Below are 25,108 nucleotides of genomic sequence, written 5' to 3'. Positions count from 1 at the left end.
TTCGGGTGGCTTTGAACGAAGGGAGAGTCGTTGAGGTTCTCGGGCCAGTAGTGCAGGTGGAGTTCCCCGAGGGGAACTTGCCCGCCATCTACAACGAGCTCAGAATCGTTTCGGACGATCGCCGGGCTCCCGGTGAGGGACCGGACAGTTCGGTGTCTGAGAACAAGATTGACATTGCGCTGGAGGCCATGCACCACTTGGGGGACAATCGCGTCAGCTGCATCGCCATGGCCTCTACCGACGGGGTTGTGCGGGGCATGCGGGTCATCGACCACGGCAAGCCGATTGCCGTGCCGGTCGGGGAGGTCACGTTGGGCCGCATGTTCAACGTGTTGGGGACGCCCATTGACGGCAAGGAGGCGCCCAAGGACGCTGAGACGTTGCCCATTCACCGGGATCCGCCGGAGTTCACAGAACTTGCGGTGTCCACGGAAATTTTCGAGACCGGCCTTAAGGTTGTGGACCTATTGGCTCCCTATCCGAAAGGCGGTAAGGTCGGCCTATTCGGCGGCGCCGGCGTCGGCAAAACGGTGTTGATTATGGAGCTCATCCACAACATCGCCAAGGAGCACGGGGGTTACTCGGTGTTCGCCGGTGTCGGAGAGCGCACCCGTGAGGGCAATGACCTCTATCGGGAAATGAATGAGTCCGGCGTTATCGACAAGACCGCGCTGGTATACGGTCAGATGAACGAGCCTCCGGGTGTGCGTATGCGGGTGGCTCTCTCGGGGCTCACCATGGCCGAGTACTTCCGCGACCAGGAAGGCCGGGATGTGCTGTTCTTCATCGACAACATTTTCCGGTTTGTCCAGGCCGGCTCTGAGGTATCGGCACTGTTGGGCCGCATGCCGTCGGCCGTGGGCTATCAGCCCGTGTTGGCCACGGACGTGGGTCAATTGCAGGAGCGCATCACTTCCACCAAGAAGGGCTCCATCACCTCGATTCAGGCCGTGTACGTGCCGGCTGACGACTACACCGACCCGGCCCCAGCCACGACCTTTGCGCACTTGGATGCGACCACCAACTTGGAGCGGCGCATTTCCGACAAGGGGATTTTCCCGGCGGTGGATCCCCTGACTTCCACGTCGCGTATTCTCGACCCGCAAATTGTGGGCGAGGAGCACTATCAAGTCGCACGCGGAGTACAGCAGGTTTTGCAGCGCTATAAGGACTTGCAGGACATCATCGCCATCTTGGGTATGGATGAACTGTCCGACGAAGACAAACTGACGGTGGCGCGGGCCCGAAAGATTGAGCGTTTCCTGTCGCAGCCGATGTTTGTGGCGGAACAGTTCACCGGCATTCAGGGCAAGTACGTGCCCATTGCTGAAACCGTACGTGGGTTTAAGGAGATTCTTGAGGGCAAGCATGACGATTTGCCGGAAATGGCCTTCTACATGGTCGGTTCCATCGACGAGGCAATCGCCAAGGCCAAGACCCTTTAAAGGGGGGAGAACATGGCGACCACGTATCGGCTGCGCGTCGTGACGCCGGAGCGGGTGGTGTACGACAAGGATGTGACCGAGATGATCGTCCGCAGCACGGAAGGCGAAATCGGCATCTTGGCGCATCACATGCAGATCATCACGCCCTTGGTTCCGCATATCATGACGGTCTATGATCCGGATGGCAAGACCGAACAGCTAGCTATTGGCGGTGGCTTCCTGGAAGTCCAGGATACATCCACCATCATTTTGGCAGACTCGGCGGAAACGGCGGACATGGTGGATGTGGCCCGAGCAGAACGGGCGCGGCAGCGAGCGGTGGAGCGCATCAGCATGGGCTCCTCGCAGGCCACGGTGGACTTGGCTCGGGCGCAGCGGGCACTAGCTCGGGCAGAGAACCGGCTCAAGCTGGCTGGCCGCGACATTAGTCGGGCGACCACCGCCAGCACCCATTAAGCATCGGGATCGTACGAGGAGTCCAGCCTTCGGGCTGGGCTCTTTTTTTATTTGAGGGCATCGGCCACGCGATGTGTATGTGGTGTTCTGTACGTTAGACGGAGAAGCCGCCTTCTCAGGGATTGAAGACGTTCCCTTAGGTTGGCCAGCGGATTGGGACCATATCATGCGTGTAGGTTGCTTAAAACGGCCGTATCCGGCGTAGACGGCATCGCGGCAGAATCTTTCACCCGATCGGTCGGCGCAAGACTTGAAACCCGAAGGGTCTCACTCTGACACGATCCGCTCCCGGTTGGCCTCGACTGCATACGTCGGCTAGATGTCCCGCTTCATGGTCGTGAACCCGCTGCCCAAGCCATTCCTCAAGCAATGTTCAACTCCAGTCGTGCATACCAGGTATGAAGTTCGCGCCTCCGTGGAACAATTTGGTATTGAAAGCGCAGTTTTTAAGGAGGATGGAACGATGCGCAATATTTGGTGGGTGGTTGGCATTGGTGCCTTGATTTGGGTGGGGGCGGAGGCGCACGCGGCGGTGGTGAAGCCGCTGACCACAGCCTTTCATGCGACGGGAGCCAAGCCTAGCGGGTACAGTTTGAACGATTGGACACGGGTCGCGCCCCAGAAGGCTCAAAACCTGTCCGCGCTCGCTGACCAGGTGGCGGGAGAACTTCATATGCAGGGGCCTCAAGCCTTTGTCAACAATCCGTCGTACCAGAAGATTTCCGAAACGAAAAAGGTCGCGGGCATTGTCACACAAATCATTGTGGAGAGGCTCTCAAGCGGAGACACCTACGTGGTGCTGGATCGCACGTCACCGGACGGCTTTCAGGGGCTTCCCGAGAGCCAGACGCTGTTTCGCCACATCCTGGCTGGGTATGGGCGGGTGCACCAGGATGTCAATTTAGAGGGCGTGCTCCCGAACCGATTAAACACAGCCCAGCAGCAGCGGCTAGTGAATCAGGCGCTGTCGGCTGTGGACGCCAAAACATTGAATGGGATTACAACCGCTGGCTATATTTCCGATGCCGGCCACAGTCCCTTTATTTCACAGTCCGACGCCTTAGACGGCCATCAGGTCAACGTGCAGGTCGCCGTCAGCTACAACGGTTATATGCATCAAACCCAAGTATATGTGGGTTCTCCGCTAATTACCGTGACCTATTAGGTTTGAGCTGGAATTATTTGGGGAAACTGGAAATAGCCCCTTCGGGGTAATTTCAGCAGAGGAAGCGGGAATTCGCATGGCAAATCGTCGCACAACCATATTGGGCGTTGTGGCGGGTATTGTAGTTGTCGGGGGAGCGGCGGCGCTCGTTGTCACGCATCGCCAGACGGCTACGACATCAACGCCGGTGTCGACCAAGACGCCGGCTTCCAGCCAAGGTGGCAACACTTCCCCTGCGGCCGGTGGTCCCACGTCCGCGCCGCTTGCTGCGCCGGTTAAAGGTAAAATTGCCAGTGCCTTTGGATGGCAGTATTCGGGTGCGTTGAACGAATGGTACTACAATCCCGGGATTACCTTCGCTGCTCCCAAAGGCCGGCCGGTTGAGGCGGCTTGGGCGGGACGGGTAACCCAAGTGACCAAAGAGCCGCACATGGGACTTACAGTCACCATCAACGATGGCGACGGCTTCGAGACGGTGTACGGCCATCTTGGCCGTGTCGAGGTAAAGGCGGGCCAAGCGGTTCGTCAAGGTGAGGTTATTGGCACGGTTGGTGCCGCCAGTTTATATAGTCGCAACGCTGGTTCCCACGTAGACTTCCAAGTCTACCACGGCGCCACCGCAACGAACCCCATGAACTACCTTCACCCCTCATCTTAAAGCCGAGACAGCCACATAATGCCAGGGCCTGTGCCCTGGCATTTATTTTTGTTCGGGCCATATACTCTAGCAGACGACGGGGGGAGAAAGGGGCCGGAGAGGTGAAGGACCACATCTGGCAACGCGTCATGGAAATTGGCAACTATATTCTGAAGAGTGGAGCAACAGTGCGCGATACCGCAAAAGTTTTTGGTGTATCGAAAAGCACAGTGCACAAGGATGTTACGGAACGGCTGCCTAAGGTCAACGCTCATCTTGCCAATGAAGTCAAAAAGGTCCTTGAGGTCAACAAGGCGGAGCGACACCTTCGCGGCGGCGAGGCCACACGGCAAAAGTTTCGCACGCAGAATCCGCTGTAGCTTCAATGCGCTTTGCCCGGCCGGCCGGGGGCCAAAGCGCCCCCGGCGCGCATCCCGCTTCCGCCTCCAAGTCGTCCCCAGTTTGACACTGTTTCACCCATCGCATATAATTCAGTCGACAATTTCAAGATATTCTCTTATCAAGAGCGGCGGAGGGACAGGCCCGATGAAGCCCGGCAACCAGGCAAAGCCCAGGTGCCAAACCCGACCGATTTATCGGAGGGATGAGAGAAATTAGAGGATGCCCTCTTCTCTCAGAAGAAGAGGATTTTTTATTGGGAGGCGCGAAATTGGGGCGGAATTTTTTATTTACGTCGGAATCGGTGACCGAAGGCCATCCGGACAAGGTGGCTGATCAGATTTCCGACGCCATTTTGGATAACATTCTGGTTCATGACGCCGATGCGCGTGTGGCCGCCGAGACGGTCGTGACCACGGGATTGGCTTTAGTGGTGGGCGAAATCTCGACAGACTGCTACGTTGACATCCCCAAGGTTGTCCGCGAGACCATCCGCTCAATCGGCTATACTCGCGCCAAGATGGGGTTTGACGCGGATACCGTGGCGGTCCTGACCTCTATTGATGAGCAATCGCCGGACATTGCTCAAGGGGTGGACCAGGCGTTGGAGGCACGGGTCGGTCACGGAGATCCCCGGGAAAAGATTGGGGCCGGAGACCAGGGGATGGTGTTTGGGTATGCCTGCCGGGAAACACCGGAGCTGATGCCGCTGCCTATTTCATTGGCGCATCGCTTGTCGCGGCGATTGGCCACGGTGCGGAATGAAGGCGTTCTGCCCTTCTTATGGCCAGACGGGAAGACCCAGGTGACGGTGCGCTACGAGAATGACCAGCCGGTGGCGGTGGATACGGTCTTGGTGTCGGCGCAGCACAACCCCGATGTCACGTCGGAGGCGCTCCGCGACGGGGTGATTGAAACCGTGCTGATTCCCGTCTTGGGTGACCGCTGGCTTAGCAAGGAAACCCGGGTGTTGGTCAACCCCACCGGACGGTTTGTGATTGGCGGGCCGCACGGCGATTCTGGGCTTACGGGACGGAAGATTATTGTAGACACGTATGGGGGCTACGCCCGGCACGGCGGCGGAGCGTTTTCGGGGAAGGATCCGACCAAGGTGGACCGATCGGCATCCTATGCCGCCCGCTGGGTGGCAAAAAATTTGGTGGCCGCAGGACTGGCAGATCGGGCTGAAATTCAGATTGCCTACGCCATTGGCGTGGCCCGGCCCATCTCGGTGATGGTGGACTCTTTCGGGACGGGACGCCTTCCTGATGACAAATTGGCGGAACTGGTGAACCAGGTCTTCGATTTGCGCCCCTTGGCCATCATTGAAGAGCTGGATCTGCGCCGGCCTATCTATCGGGCGACAGCGGCCTACGGCCATTTTGGCCGCACCGATGTGGATTTGCCATGGGAAGCGCTCAATCGCGTCGATGAGCTAAAAGATCGGGCACACGCCATTCAAGCATGAGTCACGCGCCAGGCATGTTCTCGCATACCCTCTAGTATATATCGGACAGGGGGGCGAGAACCGTGACCTGGTGGGGTGCCGTGGGATTAGCGCTGGCGCTGTACGGCGTCGTGGTGCTGTTGGAATGGGTGTACGATCAGATTGTCGGCAGCCACGGATCGCCTATGCCCGCGGTCAGCCTGGTGGTGCGCATCACCAATCAGGAGAGCCATGTCGAGAGCGCGGTTCGCGATCTGGAAAGCTGGGTCCAGCAGCGCCGCGGCGAAGAGGCTGCGCTCGAGGTCATTTTATGGTCCCCCGGATCGACGGATCAGACCGACGCCATTTTAGATCGACTCACCCGGCAGACGGGCTTTAAATGGGCAGACGCTCCCACAGCCGATGGGGTGATGAGCATCTGCCAACATCCTTTCATTATTTGGCTTGACCTTTCTGAGCCCGCGCAAGCACGGCAGCTTGTCAGCGGGCTCAGACGCGTGTTGGGCGCGGGACGGCCGGGGCAGTAGCGGGATTGACAACAAGCAGGAAATCGTCGTTTTATCCCGAATTCTGTCGTACCGGGTTTCGTAAAAACGTTCCATCGATCGTTCCCGGCTAAGGGGGCGTGAGAATGTTCCGGCCACATGCGCGTCTCGCCCAGCAGTTCTTATGGTTTTTGACCGCGTTTACGGCGGTGCTCTGGTTGACCCAACCCCAGGTTCACTGGCTTCGCCTCGATCATCCCTTGGCGCTGTCGGTCGGTATTGTAATTGTGGTCATCTCGGAGACCTGGCCGCTAGAAGTGGGGCGCGGCAGCACCATTAGTTTGGCCAGCACCGGGTATCTCTCGGTATTTCTGCTGGCGGGAACGGTGGAAACGTTTTGGGCGATTTTAATCGGCCAGTTGATCTCCTGGATTCGCCACTTTCGCGGCATTTCGTCGGTGTCTTCCGCCGCTGTGATGCTTTTAGGCTTGTATGCTGGACAAAGCCTAGCGAAACTCGTAAGCCCCAACCTGGTGGTTCGAGCCCTGGTGTTTGCTCTCGCATTTCTCATCCTTAATCATCTCTTGGTTAATTTTTACTACTGGATTCGCGACGGATATCAGAGTCGCCAAGAGATGTTTCATGCGCTGGTTTGGGACATGCTGGCCTGGCTTATGGGGTTGCCTTTGGTGGCCATCTTCGTGCTGCTGGACCGCGCCTATCCGCACCAAGTGGTCATCGGCCTTCTGGGACTTCTACCTTATGCGACCGTGTCGCTGCTTCTAAGCGTCTATTATGAGACCCGCAGCGCGCATCAGCTCAACGCGCTGACTGCTGAGGCTGCGGATGCCATCACGGCGGCGATGGACAAAGCGGAGTTGGTGAAAAACATCCAAGAGGCGTTTTTGCATGTGAGCGGCTATACCATCTTTGTGCTCTATTTACTAGATCCGGTCTCGGGGTTGCTGGAGCGGCAAGCGTATACCTATCCCACCGACCAGGTGCCGTACCCGGAGGTATTTGTGCGTGGCGGAGAAAGCCTGACCGACTGGGCGATTGCGACGCGCACCGCCGAGTTCATTCGCGACGCGCGACAGCATCCGAGTGCAAATCCAAAACCGGATGACGCCTATCCCCTGGTATCGGGCTTCATCCTGCCGCTGATGACCGATCGGAAAATCTGGGGTTTTATTGTGTTGGGCCACAACGTGCCCAACCGCTATAGCCGCCATGACTTCCAGACGGCGAAAGTTTTGGCGGGCCATGCCGCCATGGCCTATCGCAAGCTTCTTCAGGAGGAAGCCGTGCAGAACTCACGACGGGACCCATTGCTTGCCGAAGTCTATAACTTCAGGTATTTTCGCGAGTTGCTGGGGGAGCGCATAGCCCGGGAGCCCAATCACCCCATGACGCTGGTGTTTTTGGATTTGGACAACTTTAAGATGGTGAACGACCGATATGGACATATGGTGGGTGACCGGGCGCTGGCCCGCTTTGCCCAAATGCTACACTCGGAGCTTCGCCCGGGTGACGTCATGGCGCGCTATGGGGGCGACGAGTTTGTTGCCCTATTGGACTCAACGAATAGCGCTGGCGCGGCAGCAGTCTTGGCCCGAATCCAACGGCAATTTGGGGAGTATGAGTGGCCAGATGTGGATGTGGCCTTGGGGGTGAGCGCGGGATGGGCTGTTTATCCCGAGGACGGTCAGACCCCGGATCAACTGCTCAACATCGCGGACGTACGGATGTACAAAAATAAGCTAATACGCAAAGGGAAATTCCAGGATGTGGCATCTGAGTGATTCTCGATAGTGATTTTCTATCCCCAGCCGCTTTCCCCGTCGCTGTCTTTATCAACAGACTTATCCCCACTATCCCCAAGTGAGAATGCCAGGCAATTTGTGGACTTGTGGAGAATGGGGATTAATTATTAAAGGATAGTTGTCAAGTTTCGACAGGATATTTGCGGCGATGATTTAATAGTAGAAGAGATATGGCATAGGGATTGTAAGCCAGAGAAATCGTCAACGAAATATGACATACGATAAGAGGCAGAATAATGGATCCAACGCGTCGCCTTAACCCGAATGTTCACAAGCTGGTATTGTCGGAGGCGCTTAGCAAGTTGGGCGACAACTTTACGGAAGTCGCTCTGGCGCTGTTCATTTTATCCCTCACGCGAAACAATGTTGCGGCCTTGGGGCTGGTGCTGGCGATGGCCTATGTACCCCGCGTGGTGCTGGGCTGGGCGGTGGCGGGGGTCATCGACCGCTTGCCCAAGCGCTCAGTGCTGCTCATCGCCAATGGGGTCCGAGCCCTCTTGGTGGTCTCAATTCCCGTCATTGCCCACTATACTTGGGCTGTTGTGGCGGTGTTTTTCATGTATACCTTCGCCATGCTGTATCAGCCGGTTATCCGCGCCATCCAGCCGCAGATTGCCGAAACCCCGGAGATGAATATGAAAAGCCAGGCACGGCAAGAGACCTACTTCGCCTTGGCCGATATCGGAGGATATCTCGCCGCTGCGGGTGTGCTCTTCGTATGGGGCCTTACCCCCGCCTTCTTCTTGGATGCCGCAACCTTTGTAGGGGCGGGCCTCTTGGTGGCCGCCATTCGTGCGCCAGGGACGGTGTGGCAGGCGGGCGAGCTCGGCGACGGCGGTTTCTGGGGGCAACTGGGAGAGGGGATCGGCTATCTTCGTCAAACGGCCACCGTCCGCAACTTGGTGCTGATGACAGGGCTGGTGGCTCTGGGAGTGGGTGCACTCAACACGCTCTTGGCGCCCTTGTCCCGCATATTGTGGCACGTCAGTTCTAAACACTACGTATGGCTGCTGTTGGCGTTGGCGCTGGGTAGCCTCATATCCGGAATCCTCATTGAACGGCTCGGACTGCTAGAAAAGTACCCCGCGCGCCTCTTGTTGGCCCTAGGCTTTTTGCTCTCGGCCATCGGCTTTGGATTGGTGGGGCTGGTTTCCGACTGGCGGGCCGGCGCCCTATGTTTAGCCTTGGTCGGGTTCGGGAATTCCTTTTATTCCTCGGCTCTTCTGCTATGGGTGCAAACGGCTGTACCGGACCTGTTTCGAGGACGCACCCTGGCAGTACGGGGAGCCCTTATGGGGATTGGGGGAGCACTGGGGGCCGGCCTTGGGGGCCTGCTGGCGAATTCGTTAGGGCTTCAGCCAGCCGTGTTGCTGACGGCCGCGGTTTGGATAGCCGCCACCGTCTGGAGCGCGGCATCCCGTTCGTTCCGTCAAGGAGCCCCGCGCAAGCAGACAGCCTAGCCTCGAACGGCGTCGGTTGAAACAGTTTGACTTTTTTGGAAGGCAATGTTATGCTGACCGCGGTCGCCTTTCGGGGCGGGCCTTTAGAGTGAAAGGGGAAAAACTTGAAGATGACTGGTCGCGTAAAGTGGTTTAGCGCGGAAAAAGGGTACGGATTTCTTGAGCGTGAAGACGGCGGCGATGTCTTTGTACATTTCAGTGCCATTAATGGCGAAGGTTTCCGTACGCTCAACGAAGGCGAGCGTGTCGAATTTGAGGTTGTAGAGGGTGACCGCGGTCCTCAGGCCGCCAACGTCGTCCGCCTTTAACCGTCAGAGGTTCGACTCTCATCAAGGCCGGTCATCCGGCCTTGATGTTTTTTTGCGGGTATCATCCGGCGCCGATGCTATAATGTGGGTACCAGTCCGTGGATTGGGAAGAACCGGTAAGGGGGAAGAAGCTGTGGACGTAATCGTTCGAGGAAAGAACGTTGAGGTTACGGAAGCGCTCAAAGACCATGTCACGCGGAAACTGTCCAAGATGGAAAAGTTTTTCGACCACCACCGGAGCATAACCGCCCACGCCATGCTTAGTGTTGAAAAAGAAAGCCAGATTATTGAGGTGACCATTCCCATGGATGGTCTCCTTTTGCGTGGGGAAGAGGAAACACCTGACATGTATGCGTCGGTTGATCGGGTGGTGGATAAGCTGGAACGGCAGTTGACCAAGTACAAGGCTCGCACCAAGCCCCGGCATAGCACGGGCGCCCGCGAGGGCGACGGGGACCGGGTCGACACTGAACTGGTTCGGCGCAAGACCTTCCCGCGAAAGCCAATGACGGTAGATGAGGCGCTTATGCAAATGGACCTCCTGGGCCACGACTTCTTTGCTTTTACCAACGCGGAAACGGATACCATCAATGTTGTGTACCGTCGTCAAGACGGACATTACGGATTGCTGGAGCCTCGCTGAGAGGAGCTTTGCGACAGAAAACGCGCAGACTCGACAGAGTCTGCGTTTTTCTTTGCTTGAAAGGAGGAATCTTCTTCCTGAGGTCGAAGTACTTCAGGTGTCCTATGGGAGGATCGCATGACGGCAACGTATCAGCAGTACCGCGAGATTCTTGAGCGGGTGCCGCATATTCAGCGGGAAGAGATTGTGGAGGATGGGGCAGGCGGGCTCCGAGTTCAGGTGCTCAGCCATAGTTCTCAGTCCCCCCGGCACGTTGTCCGGGAAATTGTCTCGTTGTTGCGTACGGCGGGCTGGCACGACATCAAGACTGACGACATCGTCATGGTGCAAATTCAACAGGACACCGAGCAGCCGAAGGCTTTGGGACGTCTCCGTATTGCCGGATTTGCGGTGACGTTTGGCGAAGCAGGTTACGAGGCCACTTGTCGTCTTGTTCACGGTGAGCACGAATTTCATGGCCGTGGTGTTGCACCGGATAGTGTACAGGCCGTGGCTATGGCCACGTTGCAGGCGGTCAATGTGGCGCTGGGCCAGAAGAGCGGCTTGAAGCTGGTTCATGCTGAGCAGATGAGCGTCGCCGGGGTGGATTTGTCTTTGGCGCTGGTCAAGGATGATGAGGACGTTACCGCCGGCAATGCGGTAAGGCGGGAATCTGCGCCGGAAGAGACCATGATGCGGGCCGTGCTGGATGCCATCAACCGGCGATTCGTTCTGTATACGGGACAAAAAGTTTAAGCATCAAAAGTTTCGACCAACGACCGAAAACCCAAGCGAATTCATGGCGGGATTGTGACAAGAGCGAGTCACCCCGTCGGCTATTACGAATGGAGTAATTGCCAAACATGAAGGGTTTCGTTAAGAGCCTCGTTGCCGGTGTCAAAAATGCTGTTGTCAACGGTGGGTTCGGAGTGCGGTTTAGCTAAGAGTACGGCGTTTGGTCGATAAATCTTGAGGTGGTAATTAGTGACTCAACAGCCACGCGAAACGATGACATATCCCAAGCGGCTGCGTATTTATATGGCTAGTGTGGGCGCCGTCGCATTGGCGCTTATGGTCTGGTATCGTCAGCCAATTATTCACCCCACCATGGCTATGGGAATCTTCGGGTTGGCCGTCTTTCTGGGAGCTGTGTTTGCCATTGAGATGATGCGGGGAAACGGACAAGTTTCTATCGATCTTCCGGTTATTTTGGCGGCAGGAATTGCTCTTGGTCCAGGGGCGGGGCTTTGGATTGGCGCCATCGGTTCGCTCACCTGGCGTGAACTTTCGGGACAAATTCGTTGGCCTTCAGTCTTGTTTAATAGGGCACAATTCGGTATTACTGCATGGGCTTCGGTCGAGGCTTTTCGTGTTCTGGGCGGTAGTTCTGCTCATTTGTCGATAGCCCGAGCTAGTGGTCCACTTTTGGTCGCGTCAATTGTGGCCTTCGTATTGAATTTGATATTTGTTATCATGCCCGTGGCGTTGCGGGAAGGTCGCCCCCTCGCAGAGATTACCCGTGTGTACTTCAAGTGGATGCTGCCGAGCTTCTTTGTGATGTTGCCGATTGGCTACCTCATGGCGGCTGTGTATCGTGTTTCCGGCCCGTGGCCCGAACTCATTTTCCTGTTGCCGCTGATCGGTGTGCGGGCGTGGATGGTGTTGGTCAAGCGGCTTCGGGACATGTACAACCATACTATCCGAGTTTTGCTGGTCGGATTGGATGCCAAAGATCCGTATACCTTCGGCCATTCCATGCGGGTGGGACAGTACGGTGCGGTATTGGCCCGGTACATGAAGCTTCCCGAAGATGTGGTCGAGCAAATTCGTCACGCCGGGATGCTGCACGATATCGGCAAAATGGCTATTCCCGACAATGTGCTCAACAAGCGGGGGCGCCTCACTATTCGCGAGACGTATACCATTCAACGCCATCCGGTGTTGGGAAGCTCGATGCTGACCCAAGTGCAAATCGGCGGGTGCGCCCGCGATTGGGTTTTGCACCATCACGAGCGTTGGGATGGGACGGGCTACCCAGACGGCATGGTGGGCGAGGAGATACCGCTGGAAACGCGCATTGTGTCCATCGTTGATGCCTACGACGCTATGACGTCAGACCGGCCGTACCGTAAGGCGATGTCGCATGAGGCGGCAGTGGCCGAGATTCTGGAGGAGTCGGGGACGCAGTTTGATCCCATTGTAGTTGAGCAGTTCATAAATCTCTGCTCTGAGGTGAATTTGGCGGCTGAAGAAGGGGCTGGCCACGGATGGGATCGCACCCCCAATATTCCCATTGAAGAATTGCAAGCGGAGTATGAACGCGAACTCCAGGAATATCTTTCACGTCAGCACCTCACCGAGTAGCTCTTTGACGCCGGTTGATGTCACTTAGGGTCCATGCTACACTTAATTGATAGGTCTACGTGACGGGAACCTATAAGAGGTTCCTTTTTGTCCTGCGCCCGCGTTGGCGGAAGAAATGGGAACGCTGGGTGATGAACCTAGAAGAATGGCGTCATGGATTATGTATGAGGTTTTCTGCACGAGCCGCTGATTGGAGGAAGTCGCTTTATGCTGAAGGTGCTCTCGAGCTGGGTCAACCGTTTTAGCGAAAAAGAAGTACGGCGATACAGGAACGTTGTCGCGCAAGTAAACGCCTTGGAACCCAAAGTCGAGGCTTTGACGGACGCCGAACTGACAAAGAAGACGGAGGAGTTTCGTCAGCGTTGGCACGACGGCGAGTCATTGCAAGATCTACTGCCGGAGGCATTTGCGGTTGTCCGTGAAGCGTCAAAGCGGGTGTTGGGTATGCGCCACTTTGATGTTCAGCTTATCGGCGGTATGGTTCTCAATGATGGCCGTATCGCTGAAATGAAAACAGGTGAAGGAAAAACATTGGTGGCGACGTTAGCCGCCTATTTGAATGCCATCCCCGGAAAAGGGGTGCATGTCGTCACCGTCAACGACTACCTGGCTCGCCGCGACTCGCAGTGGATGGGGCAGCTGTATCAATTTCTTGGCCTGACCACGGGCCTCATCCAGCATGACATGGAGCCGCCGGATCGGCGCCAGGCGTATGCTGCGGACATCACCTACGGAACGAACAACGAATTTGGTTTTGACTATTTGCGTGACAACATGGTCCTCACCATGGATGAGATGGTGCAGCGCGGGCTCAATTACGCCATTGTGGACGAGGTCGACAGCATCCTCATTGATGAGGCGCGCACGCCGCTCATTATTTCCGGCCAAGCGGACCGCTCCACCGATTTGTACTACACGTTCGCCCGCATTGCCAAGAATTTGAAGGAAGACCGCGACTATACGGTTGACGAGAAGATGAAGGCGGTGGCGCCCACGGAGGCAGGCATTGCCAAGGTGGAGCGCATGTTGGGCGTATCCAATTTGTACGATGATGCCCACATGGATTACGCTCATTACCTTAACGGCGCGCTACGGGCCAAGGCGCTCATGAAGCGGGATCGGGACTATGTGGTTAAAGACGGTGAAGTGATTATTGTAGATGAATTCACCGGACGTTTGATGTTTGGGCGCCGTTACTCTGATGGCCTGCATCAGGCAATCGAGGCCAAAGAAGGCGTGAAAATTGAGGACGAGACGCAGACGCTCGCCACCATCACCTTCCAGAACTATTTCCGGATGTACGACAAACTCTCCGGGATGACCGGGACCGCTATCACCGAGGAGGAAGAATTCCGGAAGATTTATGGTCTGGACGTCATTGTGGTGCCGACCCATCGCCCCATGGTCCGTAAGGACTACCCCGATGTTGTTTACAAGACCGAGGCGGCCAAGTTCCGGGCGGTGGTGCGGGAGATTGAACAACTGTATGAAACCCGTCGGCCGGTGTTGGTAGGGACCGTGTCGATTGACAAGTCGGAACGCATCTCGGAGATGCTCAAAGAGAAGGGCATTCCCCATAATGTGCTGAACGCCAAGTTCCACGAGCAGGAGGCGGAGATTATCGCCAAGGCGGGACAGCCGGGGGCGGTCACCATCGCCACCAACATGGCTGGCCGCGGAACGGACATTGTTCTGGGTGAAGGCGTGGCGGAGATGGGCGGCTTGCACATCATTGGCACCGAGCGCCATGAATCGCGGCGGATTGACAATCAGCTGCGCGGCCGTGCTGGCCGCCAAGGCGACCCTGGTTCCTCCCGATTCTATCTCTCCCTGGAAGATGACTTCCTGCGGCTATTTGCTGCCCCGACACTGTCCGCGTTGATGGACCGATTAGGCGTTGATGAGGACGAACCGATCGAAAGTCCGGCGCTCACCCGCGCTATTGAAGGGGCACAAAAGAAGGTCGAGGCGCGCAACTTTGATACCCGTAAACACGTGCTGCAATATGACGACGTCATGAATTTGCAGCGCGAAGTGGTGTACAAACAGCGGCGCGACATCCTCACGAAGGAGAGCCTCTATGATGATGTCATGCATATGCTCTCGGGGGTTGTGGAGGATGCCGTGACCCAGCATTGCCCGGCACAGATGCACCGAGAGGAATGGGATTTGGAGGCGCTGTTGGCCAGCTTGGCGGAGCTTTTCCTGCCCCCGGGTCTGGTGCCTTTGGAGGAGATCCAGGGGATGTCGCACGAAGAGTTGGTGGAAACGTTGGTGGGGTACGGAACCCGCCTTTATGCTCAACGTGAAGAGGAGATCGGCTCCGAGACCATGCGGGAGCTGGAACGCATGATTATGTTGCGGGTTGTCGACGCCAAGTGGATGGAGCACTTGGATGCCATGGACAATTTGCGTGAGGGCGTGGGCCTGCGGGCCTATGGCCAGCGCGATCCCTTGGTGGAGTATAAGACCGAAGCCTACGATATGTACCAGAACATGGTGGGGGCGATTCGCGAGGAAGTCATCCGTATCATGTTCCACCTGCAGGTGGCGCCGCCCGATGAGGAGATGGGCGGAACGCCGGAGCCCCCGAATGATGGCGATCAACCGCGGCCCTTCCAAGTGATTGCAGGAGGGCGCGGCAAGACCGAGTCGTAGCATGGACTTGGCCGGCGCCGAATAATTTTGGGGGGGGTTCGTGATGATACAAGACGACATTTTGCAATATCGCGAAAGCATGGCGGAACTCATTGACCGCATAAGGGGGTCTCTTTGACCCAGCCAATCGCATCGTAGAAAGAGAGCATTTGGAACATCTCATGGCTGAACCGGACTTTTGGTCGGATACGGCCCGAGCGGAGCGCATCACCAAGCAGTTGCGGGTAGTCTCGGGGCCGCTGGAGCAATTTGATCGCCTGTCGGCTAAGGTTGAAGACTGGGTTGAGCTTGGCCAATTGGCGCTTCAAGAAGGCGACGCGGAATTGCTCCGGAACCAGGTGAAAGAGGCGGAAGCCATCCTCTCGGAGTTGCGTTCGTTGGAGCTCACGCTCATTCTTCAAGGACCCTATGACCATGAGTCCGCGTTGTTGACGCTTCACGCGGGAGCCGGCGGCACCGAAGCTCAAGATTGGGTGGAGATGTTGTTGCGCATGTATTTGCGGTGGGCTGAGCACCGCGGCTTTCAGACCCGCATCATCGATGAGCTCCCGGGAGAAGAAGCTGGGTTAAAGAGTGTTTCCGTCGAGGTCAAGGGTGAAAATGCCTTTGGGTTTTTAAGGGCTGAGCGCGGGGTTCACCGCTTGGTGCGCATTTCTCCGTTTGATGCCTCCGGCCGGCGGCACACCTCATTCGCGTCGGTCGAGGTTGTTCCAGATATCGAAGATGATGAGAGCATCGAAATTCGCCCCGAAGATCTGCGGGTAGACACGTATCGGGCATCGGGTGCTGGCGGACAGCATATTAACAAAACCGAGTCCGCAGTACGGATTACCCATCTGCCGACGGGCATCGTGGTCTCCTGTCAGAGTGAGCGCTCACAGCATTCCAATCGTGAGACCGCCATGAAGATGCTTCTCGGCAAGCTCGCGGAACTCAAGGAACGTGAATGGGAGCAGAAGATGGCGGAGGTGAGAGGCATTCAAACCGACATCGGCTGGGGGTCGCAGATTCGGTCGTACGTGTTTCAGCCGTACACGGTCGTTCGTGACCATCGGACCCGCTTCGAGGTAGGGAACGTGCAAGCGGTGATGGACGGGGAGATTGACGGTTTCATCGAGGCATATCTACAAGGCGAGGCACGCGGTTCACTAACGCCCGAGGAGGCGGATTCGTGAGTCGGCTCATCAAGGGACTAGTGGTCTTGGTGGTGGTCGTCGGCCTTTTGCAATGGTTTGTTCCACGCTGGACGGGGTCGCTCCTTACCCGCGAAATTGGCCGCTATGACCATGGACCCAAACCCCAGGTGGCTGTTTCCGCCGTGCCCTTTTGGGATTTGTTCGGCGGCCACTTTCAGGACATTTACATCAACGCGCACGATCTCGAGTTGTCCTCCGCTCTTACGGTCCAGCATGCCCAACTGAATTGGCAAAATGGCACGGTGTCGTTAGGCAGCCTGGAAAAGGGAAAGCTCAAGGTGACGAACCCTGGGCACGCCACCATGAGCATTGAGTTGACGGCAGCGGAACTCTCAACTTTCTTAGCGCACGAGGGAACGATCGCCCATCCCACGGTGAGCATTTCCCCGAGCGGGGTGGCGTTGTCTGGCCGACTGCTGTTGGGAGGCTCGTATGTTCCGTTGGACACCAAGGGTTCTTTAAGTGTGTCATCGAGCCGGCAGCAGTTGATTTTTCACCCGACCAGCATCGACGGGTTGAACTTGCCGGTGTTGACCGACATTCAGCTATTAAATTTGGCGACGATGAAGGCGTTGCCCATGAGTCTCAAAATTGAGCATGTGCAGTTGGAGAATCAGCGCCTCGTGTTAACTGTGGGGAATTAGGAGTCGGCGATGAAAATTACCCGGAGGCAGGTCATCGAGTACCTCCAGATTACGGTGGGCACCGCGATCACCGCCTCTGGGATTAATGGCTTTTATGCACCCAATCACATTGCCGATGGCGGTGTGTCGGGTATCGGCATCATTTTGCAATATCTTTTGCATGTACCCATTTGGCTGACGCTTGCCGTGATTAACCTGCCCTTGCTGTGGTTAAGCCATAGGCTCTGGGGAGGCCGGGTGGGTGTTCGAACGCTGGTTGGCACGGTGCTGCTGTCTGTGTGGGTCGGCGTGCTGCACTGGCACCCCTTTAGCCACAACGTATTGTTGGCCGCCATTTATGGCGGCATGCTCTCCGGGGTGGGCCTGGGACTGGTCTTTCGGGCGCGCGGCACCACCGGGGGAACCGACGTGGTGGCCCGCTTTTTTTCCCACATTTTCCCCATAAGTATGGGCCAGGCTATGATGGTGATTGACTTCTTTGTCATCGCCGGATTCGGGGTGACATTTGATCCCACCAAGGCCATGTACTCGCTGATCGCCCTCTTTATTTCCTCGCGTGCCATTGACGTGGTGCAGGAGGGTACTGACTTCGCTCGTGCCTTTACCATTATTACCGCGCATCCTAACGATGTTGCCAGCCGCATTATGCTGGAGATTGGCCGCGGGGTAACGCGCATGGGGGGACGCGGCGCCTATACCGGAGAGGCGCGCAGCATGCTCTATGTGGTGGTGTTGCGATCCGAGGTGACGCGGGTGAAGTCTTTGGTCTACGAGGTTGACCCGGACGCCTTTGTGGTCGTCGCCAACGTCCATGAGGTCATCGGGGAAGGATTCCGAAGCCCGCCGGTTGAAGAATAGCGGCATCAGGAGGCGGCTGAGGTTTCCGGGACCTGCGCTTCTTTTTACCCAAAACGGAAAAAGCCAGTGGACACCCCGCCTGCCCCCAGCGCCACGACGCTAAGCCAAATGCCCGATCCCAGCGTGAGAAGGCTCCCGCCGACCGTCGGGCCAAGCGCCGATCCCGTGCGGCTGGCCAGCCCGAAAAGTCCCATGTAGCGTCCACGCAGGTCCTCCGGCGCCCGTTGGGCTACCCAGGTGGAAGCGGCTGGGTTGATAATGTTTTCCCCAATGGTGATGATGAGCACAGCGAGCGCAAAGACGGCAAAGGAACGGCCGGCCAGCATGGTCAGAAACCCGAGACCGTAGCAGAAGCTTCCCGCCGCCATGAGCACGGGCGGCCGAAATCGGGTAGCGATACGGGCGATGGGCCATTGCAAGGCTAACACCAAGAGCGCGTTTTCCGCGGCCAGATACCCAAAGGTGGATACCGGATCGTGCAAGTCGAGATGCAAATAGGCGGGCACCACCTGATACAGTTGGGCATACACCATTCCCGTCAATCCCCACAAGATGGCGAAGTGCACAAATGGCAGGTCCTGGACCACGTCTTTGATGCTCCCGGGCTTAAGCCCGGTGGCCACGGGACGCGGCCGGCGATAGGGGATGCCAACGAGAATGATGATGGCATAAATGGCCATCGATAGGGCGTCCAGGCCAAACACTGCCAAAAATGAATGGTCGGCTAGAAATCCCCCAATCATCGGGCCGATGATGATGCCGGCATTCGAAGCCATGCGCATGAGACTGTAAGCTTGGGTCAGTTTGGCGCTCGGGACCAGGTCGCCGACCATGGCCATGGATGCGGGCTGAAACAGCGGTACCGAAAGTCCCATGAGCACCAGAGCGAAAATCAACAAGAGCGGGGTGGGAGCCAATCCGACGGCGAGCGTGCATAAGGCACCCAGCGTGAGCGATACCATCATGACCGGCCGCCGCCCCCATGAGTCGCTTAAGACGCCGCCAATTAATTGCGCGACCACTTGCGAAAGCCCATAGAGCGCCATCACCAGACCGACAATGGTCATGGAGGCATGCAGCCGGTCGGCCAAGTAGATGGTCATAAAGGGAAAAACCAAGGAATTGCCCACCAGATTGACGAATCGGCCAAGCATTAATATGTAAAAAGCTTCCGGGATCTCCGGATCCCGCCAGCGGCTCCAGCGGCGCACAAGCTCCCCCTACCTCAAGGAAAAAAACGTTGATAAACCCTCTCAGTTTAGCAAAGTCAGAGTACACTGGGAATGGGAAGGATTGACTTTCTCAGGATTGGAGGAGGATCTGGGGTGATTGCCCAAGAGATGATGACCACCGATGTCATCAAGATTGAGTCCACCGCCAGCATTGGCGAGGCGGTCAAACTTCTCCGCCGCCACACCATTAGCGGACTTCCGGTCGTGGACAAGAATGGGCGGCTGATCGGCGCCATCACCGGTGGCGATGTTCTGCGGGCCTTTCAGCAGCGAGCCCACAAAGTCTATCACAGCCTCATTGGCTCGACGCACGTGATGACCGACAATGCCGTTTTCGATCGGGATCGCGACCAATTGCTTGCTCTGCCCGTACAGAAGATGATGAGCCGTGGGGCGGTCACGGTGGGGCCAGAAACCCCCATCGGGGAGATAACGGATATCATGTTAAGGCAGAATGTTCGTCGGGTATTTGTCTGCGAGCGCGATCGGCTGCTGGGCGTGATTACCCGAAACGACATCGTGCGGTATTTAGTCTCCCATATCGAGCCTTAACGCAAAGCGCGATAGAGTTCGCGTCCGAGCCGCGTGATATTCCGCAGCAAGACAGATTCGGGAGCTCCCTGGCTCATGATAGTGGCGACGTAAGCGCCATTAGTCATCGAGACAATGCCGCTGTCATGGCGGGCCGACGCCAAGCTGCCGGTCTTGTGGGCCACTTTAAGGCGTGGCAGGGTAGCCGGAACTTCCGATGGCGGCATGGCCGGGGCGATCGAGATAGGGGCTTGGCAGCGTTGCAAGATACCGACCATTTGCTCCGAGACAGCGGCAGAAATGGCTTCGCCGCGGGCCAACAGCTCCATCAAGAGACTCATGTCATAGGCGGTGGTGCGGTTGATACGGGCGCGTTCAGTGGGGACGCGTTGCAAGCGCCGTTCCAAGGCGGTATGGGTGAGGCCGAGACGGCGTATCACGTGATTGACGGCATCAACTCCGACCCAATCAATGAGGAGATTGGTAGCCGTATTGTCGGACACGGTAATCATCAGTGTCGTTAGATCGCGAACGGAGAGCTTCAATCCCGGGGTTAGGTCCATCAGAACCCCGGACCCTGACACCTGATCTTCTCTTTTCATGGTTAGTGTATCATCCAGGTCGAGATGTTCTTCTTCCACTCGGCGGAAGATCTCGGCCATAATGGGCACTTTAATAAGGCTCGCCGATGGCATCACCTCGTGTTCGCGCCATGATATGGCTTTTCCTGTTTTGAGATTTTTGGCGTAAAGGCTGTACTCTCCATCCAATTTGTGAATCAATGATTCGATGGACATGGTATTCCCCCTTGCGTATGTGCGTCCATGATACACTCGAGCCTTGAAAAGGGAAATGGCCGAAACGTCGCGAAGCTTACAGGGGAAATGGGGGGGACAATGTGGCGGTAGTGGTTTTGGGCAGCATCAACCTGGATTTGATAGCCCAAATTAAAAGCGTGCCCAAAGCGGGGGAGACAGGATTGGCCGAGAACTTTATGACCAGTCCCGGAGGCAAGGGCGCGAATCAGGCGCTGGCCGCGCGCCGCATGGGTGCCGAAACAGCCCTCTTGGGAATGGTCGGCGAGGACGCCTTTGCCGTTCAGGCCCTCAAGTTTTTGCGTCAAGAAGACGTCGATTTGAGCCGCATTGGGGTGAGCCGGGAAAAATCGACCGGACTCGCGATGATTGTCGTTGAGGCATCAGGGCAAAATGCGATTACCGTGGTGCCTGGAGCCAACGGGGTCATCGGGCAAGATGTGTTGGCCGACTTGGAAGCCCGGTTGACGTCAAAGGATATCTTGGTTTTGCAATTGGAAGTGCCCCTGGATGTGGTGGAGGACGCGATAGCCATTGCCCGCCACATTAAGGCGCGCGTGATGCTGGACCCCGCCCCGGCGGTGGCCAACTTGCCAAAATCCCTGTACCGGGTCGACATTATTGCGCCCAATCAGGTTGAGGCGGAGACGCTAATAGGAGCGCAAATTACCGACGTGCGGACCGCCAAGGCCGCCGCCCGCCAGTTGCGCAGCCGCGGCGTGGAAGTGGCGATTGTGAAGCTGGGGGAGATGGGTGTCGTGTGGGCGACGGCCCGCGGCCTTTTCTATCTTCCTGGTGAGCCAGTCAAGGCGATTGACGCCGTGGGGGCCGGAGACGCATTTTTCGGAGCATTGGCAGCCCGGCTGGATGCCGGCGACGCCTTGGCCGATGCCATCCGCATTGCGAATCACGCGGCCGCGCTGTCCACGACCAAACGCGGCGCTCAGCCATCTTTTGCGCGGTGGGAAGAGGTGCGTCAGTATTTATCCAATTGATCAAACTCCCGTCTATTTAGACATGGATCCTGGCATCGATGATGCGTTGGCACTCTATGTGGCGCTGGGTTCCTTGAGAGTGGCCGGCCTGGCAGCTGTGGCCGGAAATGTGGAACAGGAAAAGACCTTCCGAAACAGCCAAATCCTGTTGCAGGCGGCCGGGCGTCCGGACATTCCCGTATGGCCGGGAAGCCGAGCTCCCTTCTCGCGGGCGCTGCACACCGCACCTCACGTACATGGGACGAGCGGTCTGGATGGCTGGGAATTGCCGCCGTTGGAACGGCCTTTCGGTCTCGAGGATCCGCCGTGGCTGGCCTGGCCGCCTCTTTTGCGAGCGGAGCGGGCGCCGCGTATCATTGCCACCGGTCCGCTCACCAATCTGGCCAAACTCTTGTGGTGCCTGCCAACAGCTCAACCCCCGCTGGCTGGCATTACTCTTATGGGCGGTGGGCTGGAGCGCGGCAATGTCACTCCGACTGCAGAATTCAACTTCTATGTTGATCCGGAGGCGGCCGATGCCGTAATGCAGGCGCCCGTTCCCGTCAAAATGGTGGGACTGGACGTGACCCACAAGGCGCGCATGCCGTGGCCGCGGGTGGAAGCCTTGGTGCAGATGGGACCTCTGGGACAGATTCTCTATGATCTCCTGTCCTGGTATGGAAGCCATGTCGAGCGGCATCCCGCCGGTCTGGCCGTCCATGATGCGGTCGCGGTCGCAGCACACGTCCACCCGGAGTTCTTCCAGTGGGAGCGCCATAAGTTGGCGGTGTTGTGTGAGGGAGACCTTAGGGGAACCGTCGTGCGGATGCCATCTAGCGCCGGGCGGCCCTTGGTGGAGGTGGCCACCGATGTGGACAGCGTGAAAGTGATGGATTTCATTTGGGAGAGTTTGTCCCGCCTTCAGTAAAACTTTAAAAAAAAGGCGTAACCTCTTGAGGCGTCCTTGCGTTATACAAGACAAAGGGGGCTAAGACAGACAATGCCAAAGCGTCTTCAGGATCAAAAACGCGCCGACTATTATTTGTATACCTGGCAAATCAAAGCGGTTCAGCGAATTTCCCGCGAAACTCAGACGCCGCCCTCTGAGGTGATGCGGACCATTTTGCAGCAAGCATTGTCCGAACACCAGCCGGTCACGGCGGAAACGCACTAATTTAATCGTCCCAGCGGCTCTCCGGATTCCGGGGAGCCTTTTTTGTGCAAACGGCGATGGGATCCGCGCCGGGGCTTCCTCTTGAGATGTTAAACGGGCACTTTAGGATTGTGTACAATGAGATGGGATTGATGAACATAACGGTTGTACGTTGACCAAACGCTCAGGAGGCGGACGAGAGGTGGAACAGAATTATCGCGTCAGCAAAGACTCGTTAGGCGAAGTACGGGTTCCGGAGGAGGCGCTCTGGGGAGCCCAGACGCAGCGGGCAATCGACAACTTTCCTATTAGCGGTTTGCGTCTGCCGCGTCGGTTTATTCGCGCCCAAGGTATTATCAAATGGGCTGCGGCCAAAGCCAACGGTAAGCTGGGAGAACTGGACCCGAAGGTGGCCGATGCGATTATGCAGGCTGCTGATGAGGTGATTGACGGGCGCTGGGACAGCCAGTTTGTTGTTGACGTGTATCAGGCCGGAGCCGGCACTTCGCAGAATATGAACGCCAACGAAGTGATTGCCAATCGCGCGCAGGAGATTTTGGGTGGCAAGCGCGGCGATGTCTCTCTAGTTCACCCCAACGATCATGTCAATATGGCCCAATCGACCAACGACACGATTCACGTGGCCATCCACATCGCTGGCGCTGAGGCGGTTGTTCACGATTTGATTCCCGCGATTGAAACCGTGGAGCGGGAATTGAAAAAGAAGGCTGAGCAGTGGATGGATATCGTCAAGTCGGGACGTACTCACCTGCAGGATGCCGTGCCCATGCGTCTTGGCCAGGAGGTTGGAGGCTGGGCGGGCGCCTTGACTTATTGGCGCGAGAGCTTGGCGGAATCGGTGAAGAAGCTCTACGCGATTGGCCTTGGCGGCAATGCCGTGGGAACCGGCATCAACGCCCATCCCGACTACAAGCGGGAGGCCGTGGCGGCGGTCGGCGAAAAGACCAGCCTTCCCTTCGCTTTACCGGCCAACATGTTCACGTTTATCCAAAATATGGATGCAGTGCTTGAGGTCTCCGGACAGGTTCGTGGGCTCGCCACGGCGGTGGGGAAGATTATGAACGACATCCGGCTGTTGAGTTCCGGTCCTCGCACTGGTCTGGCCGAGTTGAAGCTCCCCGCCGTCCAGCCGGGATCCTCAATCATGCCGGGCAAGGTGAATCCGGTGATGGCAGAAATGATGAACATGATTTGCTATCAGGTGATCGGCTGCGACGCCACCGTGCAGGCGGCTGTAAGCGGCGCCCAGCTTGAGTTGAACGTGATGATGCCGGTGGTGGCTTTCAATCTGCTGCATGAGATTCAGATTCTGTCGACGGGGCTTTTGGCGTTCCACCGTCAAGCACTGGAAGGTCTGGAAGCTGATCGCGAGCGCGTGACGGGCTATGTGGAAATGAGCACCGCGATCGCCACGGCCCTGAACCCTTACATCGGATACGACCGGGCTGCCGTCGTGGCGAAGACAGCTTATGCGGAAGGGAAGACCGTCCGCCAGGTGGTGCGCGAGCAGGGTCTGCTTGATGAGGCCACATTGAATGAGGCGTTGGACCTCGAGCGCATGACTCATCCGGAGCAGTAATCATGGGGGAAGCGGGTCTCTTCCAGCCGGGAGTCTTCGACAATCAGGTGGTGATTGTCACTGGGGGTGGAACGGGCCTCGGACGGGCGATGGCGGAGTTTTTTGGTCGCCATGGCGCCCGCCTGGCCATTTTAGGGCGGCGTGCGGAGGTTTTGGAGAGAACGGCGCAAGAGCTTGGCGAAAACGGCACTTCTTGTTTGGCGGCCTCCTGCGACATCCGTGACGTCGATGCGGTCAATGCCTTCGTCGACCGGGTCGAGGAGACCTGGGGGCGGATCGATATTCTCATCAACAATGCCGGCGGGCAGTTCCCCAAGCCGGCGATGGAGATTAGCCCGCGGGGGTTGGATGCGGTAATCCGCACCAATCTCTACGGAACCATTAATATGAGCCAGGCGGTAGCGCGCCATATGGCGGTTCACGGCGGTGGCGCCATTATTAACATCGTCATTAGTGCGTTGGAACGCGGCATTCCCGGCGTGGCGCATACGGTTGCGGCTCGGGCCGGGGTGGTGGGCTATATGCGCACCGTGGCCCGTGAGTGGGGACCGTACAATATTCGTGTCAATGCCGTAGGCCCTGGACTAATTGTGACGCCCGGGTTTGAGGCGGAGATGCTTCAGACCGGCGATCCGGACGTGGTGGAGCGTACGCGCCAAGGCATTCCGCTTGGCCGCCTGGGGCAGCCCGAGGATATTGTTCCGGTCGTGGGCTTTTTAGCTAGAGCTTGCTGAAAAAGTCTTATGTCAAGAGGACAGGTAGCTCGCAAGGATCCGCCTGGCGGTTCCGAGTGGGTTACTGATCTTAAACGGCCTGCCGCTGAGCCCAGCGGCGGA

At 57.3% G+C, this 25,108-nt stretch carries 25 protein-coding genes and 1 riboswitch; of the genes, 23 read left to right on the top strand and 2 right to left on the bottom strand.

Annotated elements, in window-relative coordinates:
- Positions 1 to 11: 11 nt before the first annotated feature.
- The 17 genes from atpD to HIJ39_RS01275 all read left to right on the top strand — a co-directional run bounded on the left by atpD (position 12) and on the right by HIJ39_RS01275 (position 17,967).
- Positions 12 to 1,445 (top strand): F0F1 ATP synthase subunit beta, encoded by a 1,434-nt coding sequence (gene atpD / locus HIJ39_RS01355; RefSeq protein ID WP_169096058.1) that lies wholly within the window; start codon positions 12 to 14, stop codon positions 1,443 to 1,445.
- 12 nt (positions 1,446 to 1,457) lie between these two features.
- The gene (gene atpC, locus HIJ39_RS01350; RefSeq protein ID WP_169095911.1) at positions 1,458 to 1,901 is read left to right on the top strand and encodes an ATP synthase F1 subunit epsilon; all 444 of its coding nucleotides are present in this window, start codon (positions 1,458 to 1,460) and stop codon (positions 1,899 to 1,901) included.
- Between the two features lie 463 nt (positions 1,902 to 2,364).
- Positions 2,365 to 3,066 carry a YwmB family TATA-box binding protein gene (locus HIJ39_RS01345; RefSeq protein WP_169095910.1) on the top strand — a complete coding sequence of 234 codons (702 nt, stop codon included), beginning with the start codon at positions 2,365 to 2,367 and terminating at the stop codon, positions 3,064 to 3,066.
- A 76-nt stretch (positions 3,067 to 3,142) separates the two neighbouring features.
- Positions 3,143 to 3,724, top strand: coding sequence for a M23 family metallopeptidase (locus HIJ39_RS01340; RefSeq protein ID WP_169095908.1), 582 nt, complete (start codon positions 3,143 to 3,145; stop codon positions 3,722 to 3,724).
- Positions 3,725 to 3,825: 101 nt separating this feature from the next.
- Positions 3,826 to 4,083 (top strand): sporulation transcriptional regulator SpoIIID, encoded by a 258-nt coding sequence (gene spoIIID / locus HIJ39_RS01335; protein WP_169095906.1) that lies wholly within the window; start codon positions 3,826 to 3,828, stop codon positions 4,081 to 4,083.
- A gap of 134 nt (positions 4,084 to 4,217) precedes the next feature.
- Positions 4,218 to 4,314: riboswitch (SAM riboswitch) on the top strand.
- A gap of 59 nt (positions 4,315 to 4,373) precedes the next feature.
- On the top strand, positions 4,374 to 5,570 hold the full coding sequence (gene metK / locus HIJ39_RS01330; RefSeq protein ID WP_243239256.1) for a methionine adenosyltransferase: 1,197 nt from the start codon (positions 4,374 to 4,376) through the stop codon (positions 5,568 to 5,570).
- A 62-nt stretch (positions 5,571 to 5,632) separates the two neighbouring features.
- A complete protein-coding gene (locus HIJ39_RS01325; protein ID WP_169095902.1) occupies positions 5,633 to 6,076 on the top strand; it encodes a glycosyltransferase family protein in 444 nt (147 codons plus the stop codon).
- 104 nt (positions 6,077 to 6,180) lie between these two features.
- The gene (locus tag HIJ39_RS01320) at positions 6,181 to 7,836 is read left to right on the top strand and encodes a GGDEF domain-containing protein (protein ID WP_169095900.1); all 1,656 of its coding nucleotides are present in this window, start codon (positions 6,181 to 6,183) and stop codon (positions 7,834 to 7,836) included.
- 257 nt (positions 7,837 to 8,093) lie between these two features.
- Entirely contained in the window at positions 8,094 to 9,317 is a 1,224-nt protein-coding gene (locus HIJ39_RS01315) for an MFS transporter (protein WP_169095898.1), read from the top strand.
- A 110-nt stretch (positions 9,318 to 9,427) separates the two neighbouring features.
- Positions 9,428 to 9,625: a cold shock domain-containing protein gene (locus HIJ39_RS01310; RefSeq protein ID WP_169095896.1), complete on the top strand. Its 198-nt coding sequence runs from the start codon at positions 9,428 to 9,430 to the stop codon at positions 9,623 to 9,625.
- A 133-nt stretch (positions 9,626 to 9,758) separates the two neighbouring features.
- On the top strand, positions 9,759 to 10,268 hold the full coding sequence (gene hpf, locus HIJ39_RS01305) for a ribosome hibernation-promoting factor, HPF/YfiA family (protein WP_169095894.1): 510 nt from the start codon (positions 9,759 to 9,761) through the stop codon (positions 10,266 to 10,268).
- A 117-nt stretch (positions 10,269 to 10,385) separates the two neighbouring features.
- The gene (locus HIJ39_RS01300; protein WP_169095892.1) at positions 10,386 to 11,003 is read left to right on the top strand and encodes a hypothetical protein; all 618 of its coding nucleotides are present in this window, start codon (positions 10,386 to 10,388) and stop codon (positions 11,001 to 11,003) included.
- Positions 11,004 to 11,231: 228 nt separating this feature from the next.
- Positions 11,232 to 12,611 (top strand): HD domain-containing phosphohydrolase, encoded by a 1,380-nt coding sequence (locus tag HIJ39_RS24865; protein ID WP_338055043.1) that lies wholly within the window; start codon positions 11,232 to 11,234, stop codon positions 12,609 to 12,611.
- 207 nt (positions 12,612 to 12,818) lie between these two features.
- Positions 12,819 to 15,269: a preprotein translocase subunit SecA gene (gene secA / locus HIJ39_RS01290; protein WP_169095890.1), complete on the top strand. Its 2,451-nt coding sequence runs from the start codon at positions 12,819 to 12,821 to the stop codon at positions 15,267 to 15,269.
- A 43-nt stretch (positions 15,270 to 15,312) separates the two neighbouring features.
- Positions 15,313 to 16,444 (top strand): peptide chain release factor 2 gene (prfB, locus tag HIJ39_RS01285; RefSeq protein WP_169095888.1). Its coding sequence is split into 2 segments (ribosomal slippage): positions 15,313 to 15,384 and positions 15,386 to 16,444, totalling 1,131 coding nucleotides; the frame shifts between segments, so codons are not numbered across the junction.
- Positions 16,441 to 17,109 (top strand): LmeA family phospholipid-binding protein, encoded by a 669-nt coding sequence (locus tag HIJ39_RS01280; protein ID WP_169095886.1) that lies wholly within the window; start codon positions 16,441 to 16,443, stop codon positions 17,107 to 17,109. The genes prfB and HIJ39_RS01280 overlap by 4 nt, the downstream gene beginning before the upstream one ends.
- A gap of 9 nt (positions 17,110 to 17,118) precedes the next feature.
- Positions 17,119 to 17,967 carry a YitT family protein gene (locus HIJ39_RS01275; protein WP_169095884.1) on the top strand — a complete coding sequence of 283 codons (849 nt, stop codon included), beginning with the start codon at positions 17,119 to 17,121 and terminating at the stop codon, positions 17,965 to 17,967.
- Between the two features lie 44 nt (positions 17,968 to 18,011).
- On the opposite strand, the gene HIJ39_RS01270 is transcribed toward HIJ39_RS01275, so the two are convergent.
- Positions 18,012 to 19,178, bottom strand: a complete 1,167-nt coding sequence (locus HIJ39_RS01270) for an MDR family MFS transporter (protein WP_338055042.1) — start codon at positions 19,176 to 19,178, stop codon at positions 18,012 to 18,014.
- A 114-nt stretch (positions 19,179 to 19,292) separates the two neighbouring features.
- Here HIJ39_RS01270 and HIJ39_RS01265 point away from each other — a divergent pair, with 114 nt between their 5' ends.
- Positions 19,293 to 19,751, top strand: a complete 459-nt coding sequence (locus HIJ39_RS01265; protein WP_169095882.1) for a CBS domain-containing protein — start codon at positions 19,293 to 19,295, stop codon at positions 19,749 to 19,751.
- On the opposite strand, the gene HIJ39_RS01260 is transcribed toward HIJ39_RS01265, so the two are convergent.
- Complete coding sequence (locus HIJ39_RS01260) at positions 19,748 to 20,527, bottom strand: serine hydrolase (RefSeq protein ID WP_169095880.1); 780 nt, start codon at positions 20,525 to 20,527, stop codon at positions 19,748 to 19,750. The genes HIJ39_RS01265 and HIJ39_RS01260 overlap by 4 nt on opposite strands.
- Positions 20,528 to 20,628: 101 nt before the next feature.
- Between HIJ39_RS01260 and rbsK the strand changes: the two genes are divergently transcribed.
- From rbsK to HIJ39_RS01235, 5 genes are all read left to right on the top strand, one after another.
- Positions 20,629 to 21,540 (top strand): ribokinase, encoded by a 912-nt coding sequence (rbsK, locus tag HIJ39_RS01255; protein WP_169095878.1) that lies wholly within the window; start codon positions 20,629 to 20,631, stop codon positions 21,538 to 21,540.
- A gap of 22 nt (positions 21,541 to 21,562) precedes the next feature.
- Positions 21,563 to 22,447 carry a nucleoside hydrolase gene (locus HIJ39_RS01250; protein ID WP_169095876.1) on the top strand — a complete coding sequence of 295 codons (885 nt, stop codon included), beginning with the start codon at positions 21,563 to 21,565 and terminating at the stop codon, positions 22,445 to 22,447.
- A 72-nt stretch (positions 22,448 to 22,519) separates the two neighbouring features.
- A complete protein-coding gene (locus HIJ39_RS01245) occupies positions 22,520 to 22,693 on the top strand; it encodes a hypothetical protein (RefSeq protein ID WP_169095874.1) in 174 nt (57 codons plus the stop codon).
- Positions 22,694 to 22,874: 181 nt separating this feature from the next.
- On the top strand, positions 22,875 to 24,272 hold the full coding sequence (locus HIJ39_RS01240) for an aspartate ammonia-lyase (protein ID WP_169095872.1): 1,398 nt from the start codon (positions 22,875 to 22,877) through the stop codon (positions 24,270 to 24,272).
- Positions 24,273 to 24,274: 2 nt separating this feature from the next.
- A complete protein-coding gene (locus HIJ39_RS01235) occupies positions 24,275 to 25,006 on the top strand; it encodes an SDR family NAD(P)-dependent oxidoreductase (protein WP_169095870.1) in 732 nt (243 codons plus the stop codon).
- The last annotated feature ends 102 nt before the right edge of the window (positions 25,007 to 25,108 follow it).

Source organism: Sulfobacillus harzensis (assembly GCF_012933365.1).
Classification (GTDB): domain Bacteria; phylum Bacillota; class Sulfobacillia; order Sulfobacillales; family Sulfobacillaceae; genus Sulfobacillus_B; species Sulfobacillus_B harzensis.
Note: the sequence above shows the minus strand (reverse complement) of the source record. Positions and strands in the feature narration are given on the sequence as shown.

What these genes read in the sequence shown, in the direction of transcription:
- atpC (WP_169095911.1), top strand. Translation starts at nt 1,458, where the DNA reads ATGGCGACCACGTATCGGCTGCGCGTCGTGACGCCGGAGCGGGTGGTG.
- HIJ39_RS01345 (WP_169095910.1), top strand. Translation starts at nt 2,365, where the DNA reads ATGCGCAATATTTGGTGGGTGGTTGGCATTGGTGCCTTGATTTGGGTG.
- HIJ39_RS01340 (WP_169095908.1), top strand. Translation starts at nt 3,143, where the DNA reads ATGGCAAATCGTCGCACAACCATATTGGGCGTTGTGGCGGGTATTGTA.
- HIJ39_RS01320 (WP_169095900.1), top strand. Translation starts at nt 6,181, where the DNA reads ATGTTCCGGCCACATGCGCGTCTCGCCCAGCAGTTCTTATGGTTTTTG.
- HIJ39_RS01315 (WP_169095898.1), top strand. Translation starts at nt 8,094, where the DNA reads ATGGATCCAACGCGTCGCCTTAACCCGAATGTTCACAAGCTGGTATTG.
- HIJ39_RS01310 (WP_169095896.1), top strand. Translation starts at nt 9,428, where the DNA reads ATGACTGGTCGCGTAAAGTGGTTTAGCGCGGAAAAAGGGTACGGATTT.
- HIJ39_RS01300 (WP_169095892.1), top strand. Translation starts at nt 10,386, where the DNA reads ATGACGGCAACGTATCAGCAGTACCGCGAGATTCTTGAGCGGGTGCCG.
- secA (WP_169095890.1), top strand. Translation starts at nt 12,819, where the DNA reads ATGCTGAAGGTGCTCTCGAGCTGGGTCAACCGTTTTAGCGAAAAAGAA.
- HIJ39_RS01275 (WP_169095884.1), top strand. Translation starts at nt 17,119, where the DNA reads ATGAAAATTACCCGGAGGCAGGTCATCGAGTACCTCCAGATTACGGTG.
- HIJ39_RS01260 (WP_169095880.1), bottom strand. Translation starts at nt 20,527, where the DNA reads ATGTCCATCGAATCATTGATTCACAAATTGGATGGAGAGTACAGCCTT.
- HIJ39_RS01250 (WP_169095876.1), top strand. Translation starts at nt 21,563, where the DNA reads ATGGATCCTGGCATCGATGATGCGTTGGCACTCTATGTGGCGCTGGGT.
- HIJ39_RS01245 (WP_169095874.1), top strand. Translation starts at nt 22,520, where the DNA reads ATGCCAAAGCGTCTTCAGGATCAAAAACGCGCCGACTATTATTTGTAT.
- HIJ39_RS01235 (WP_169095870.1), top strand. Translation starts at nt 24,275, where the DNA reads ATGGGGGAAGCGGGTCTCTTCCAGCCGGGAGTCTTCGACAATCAGGTG.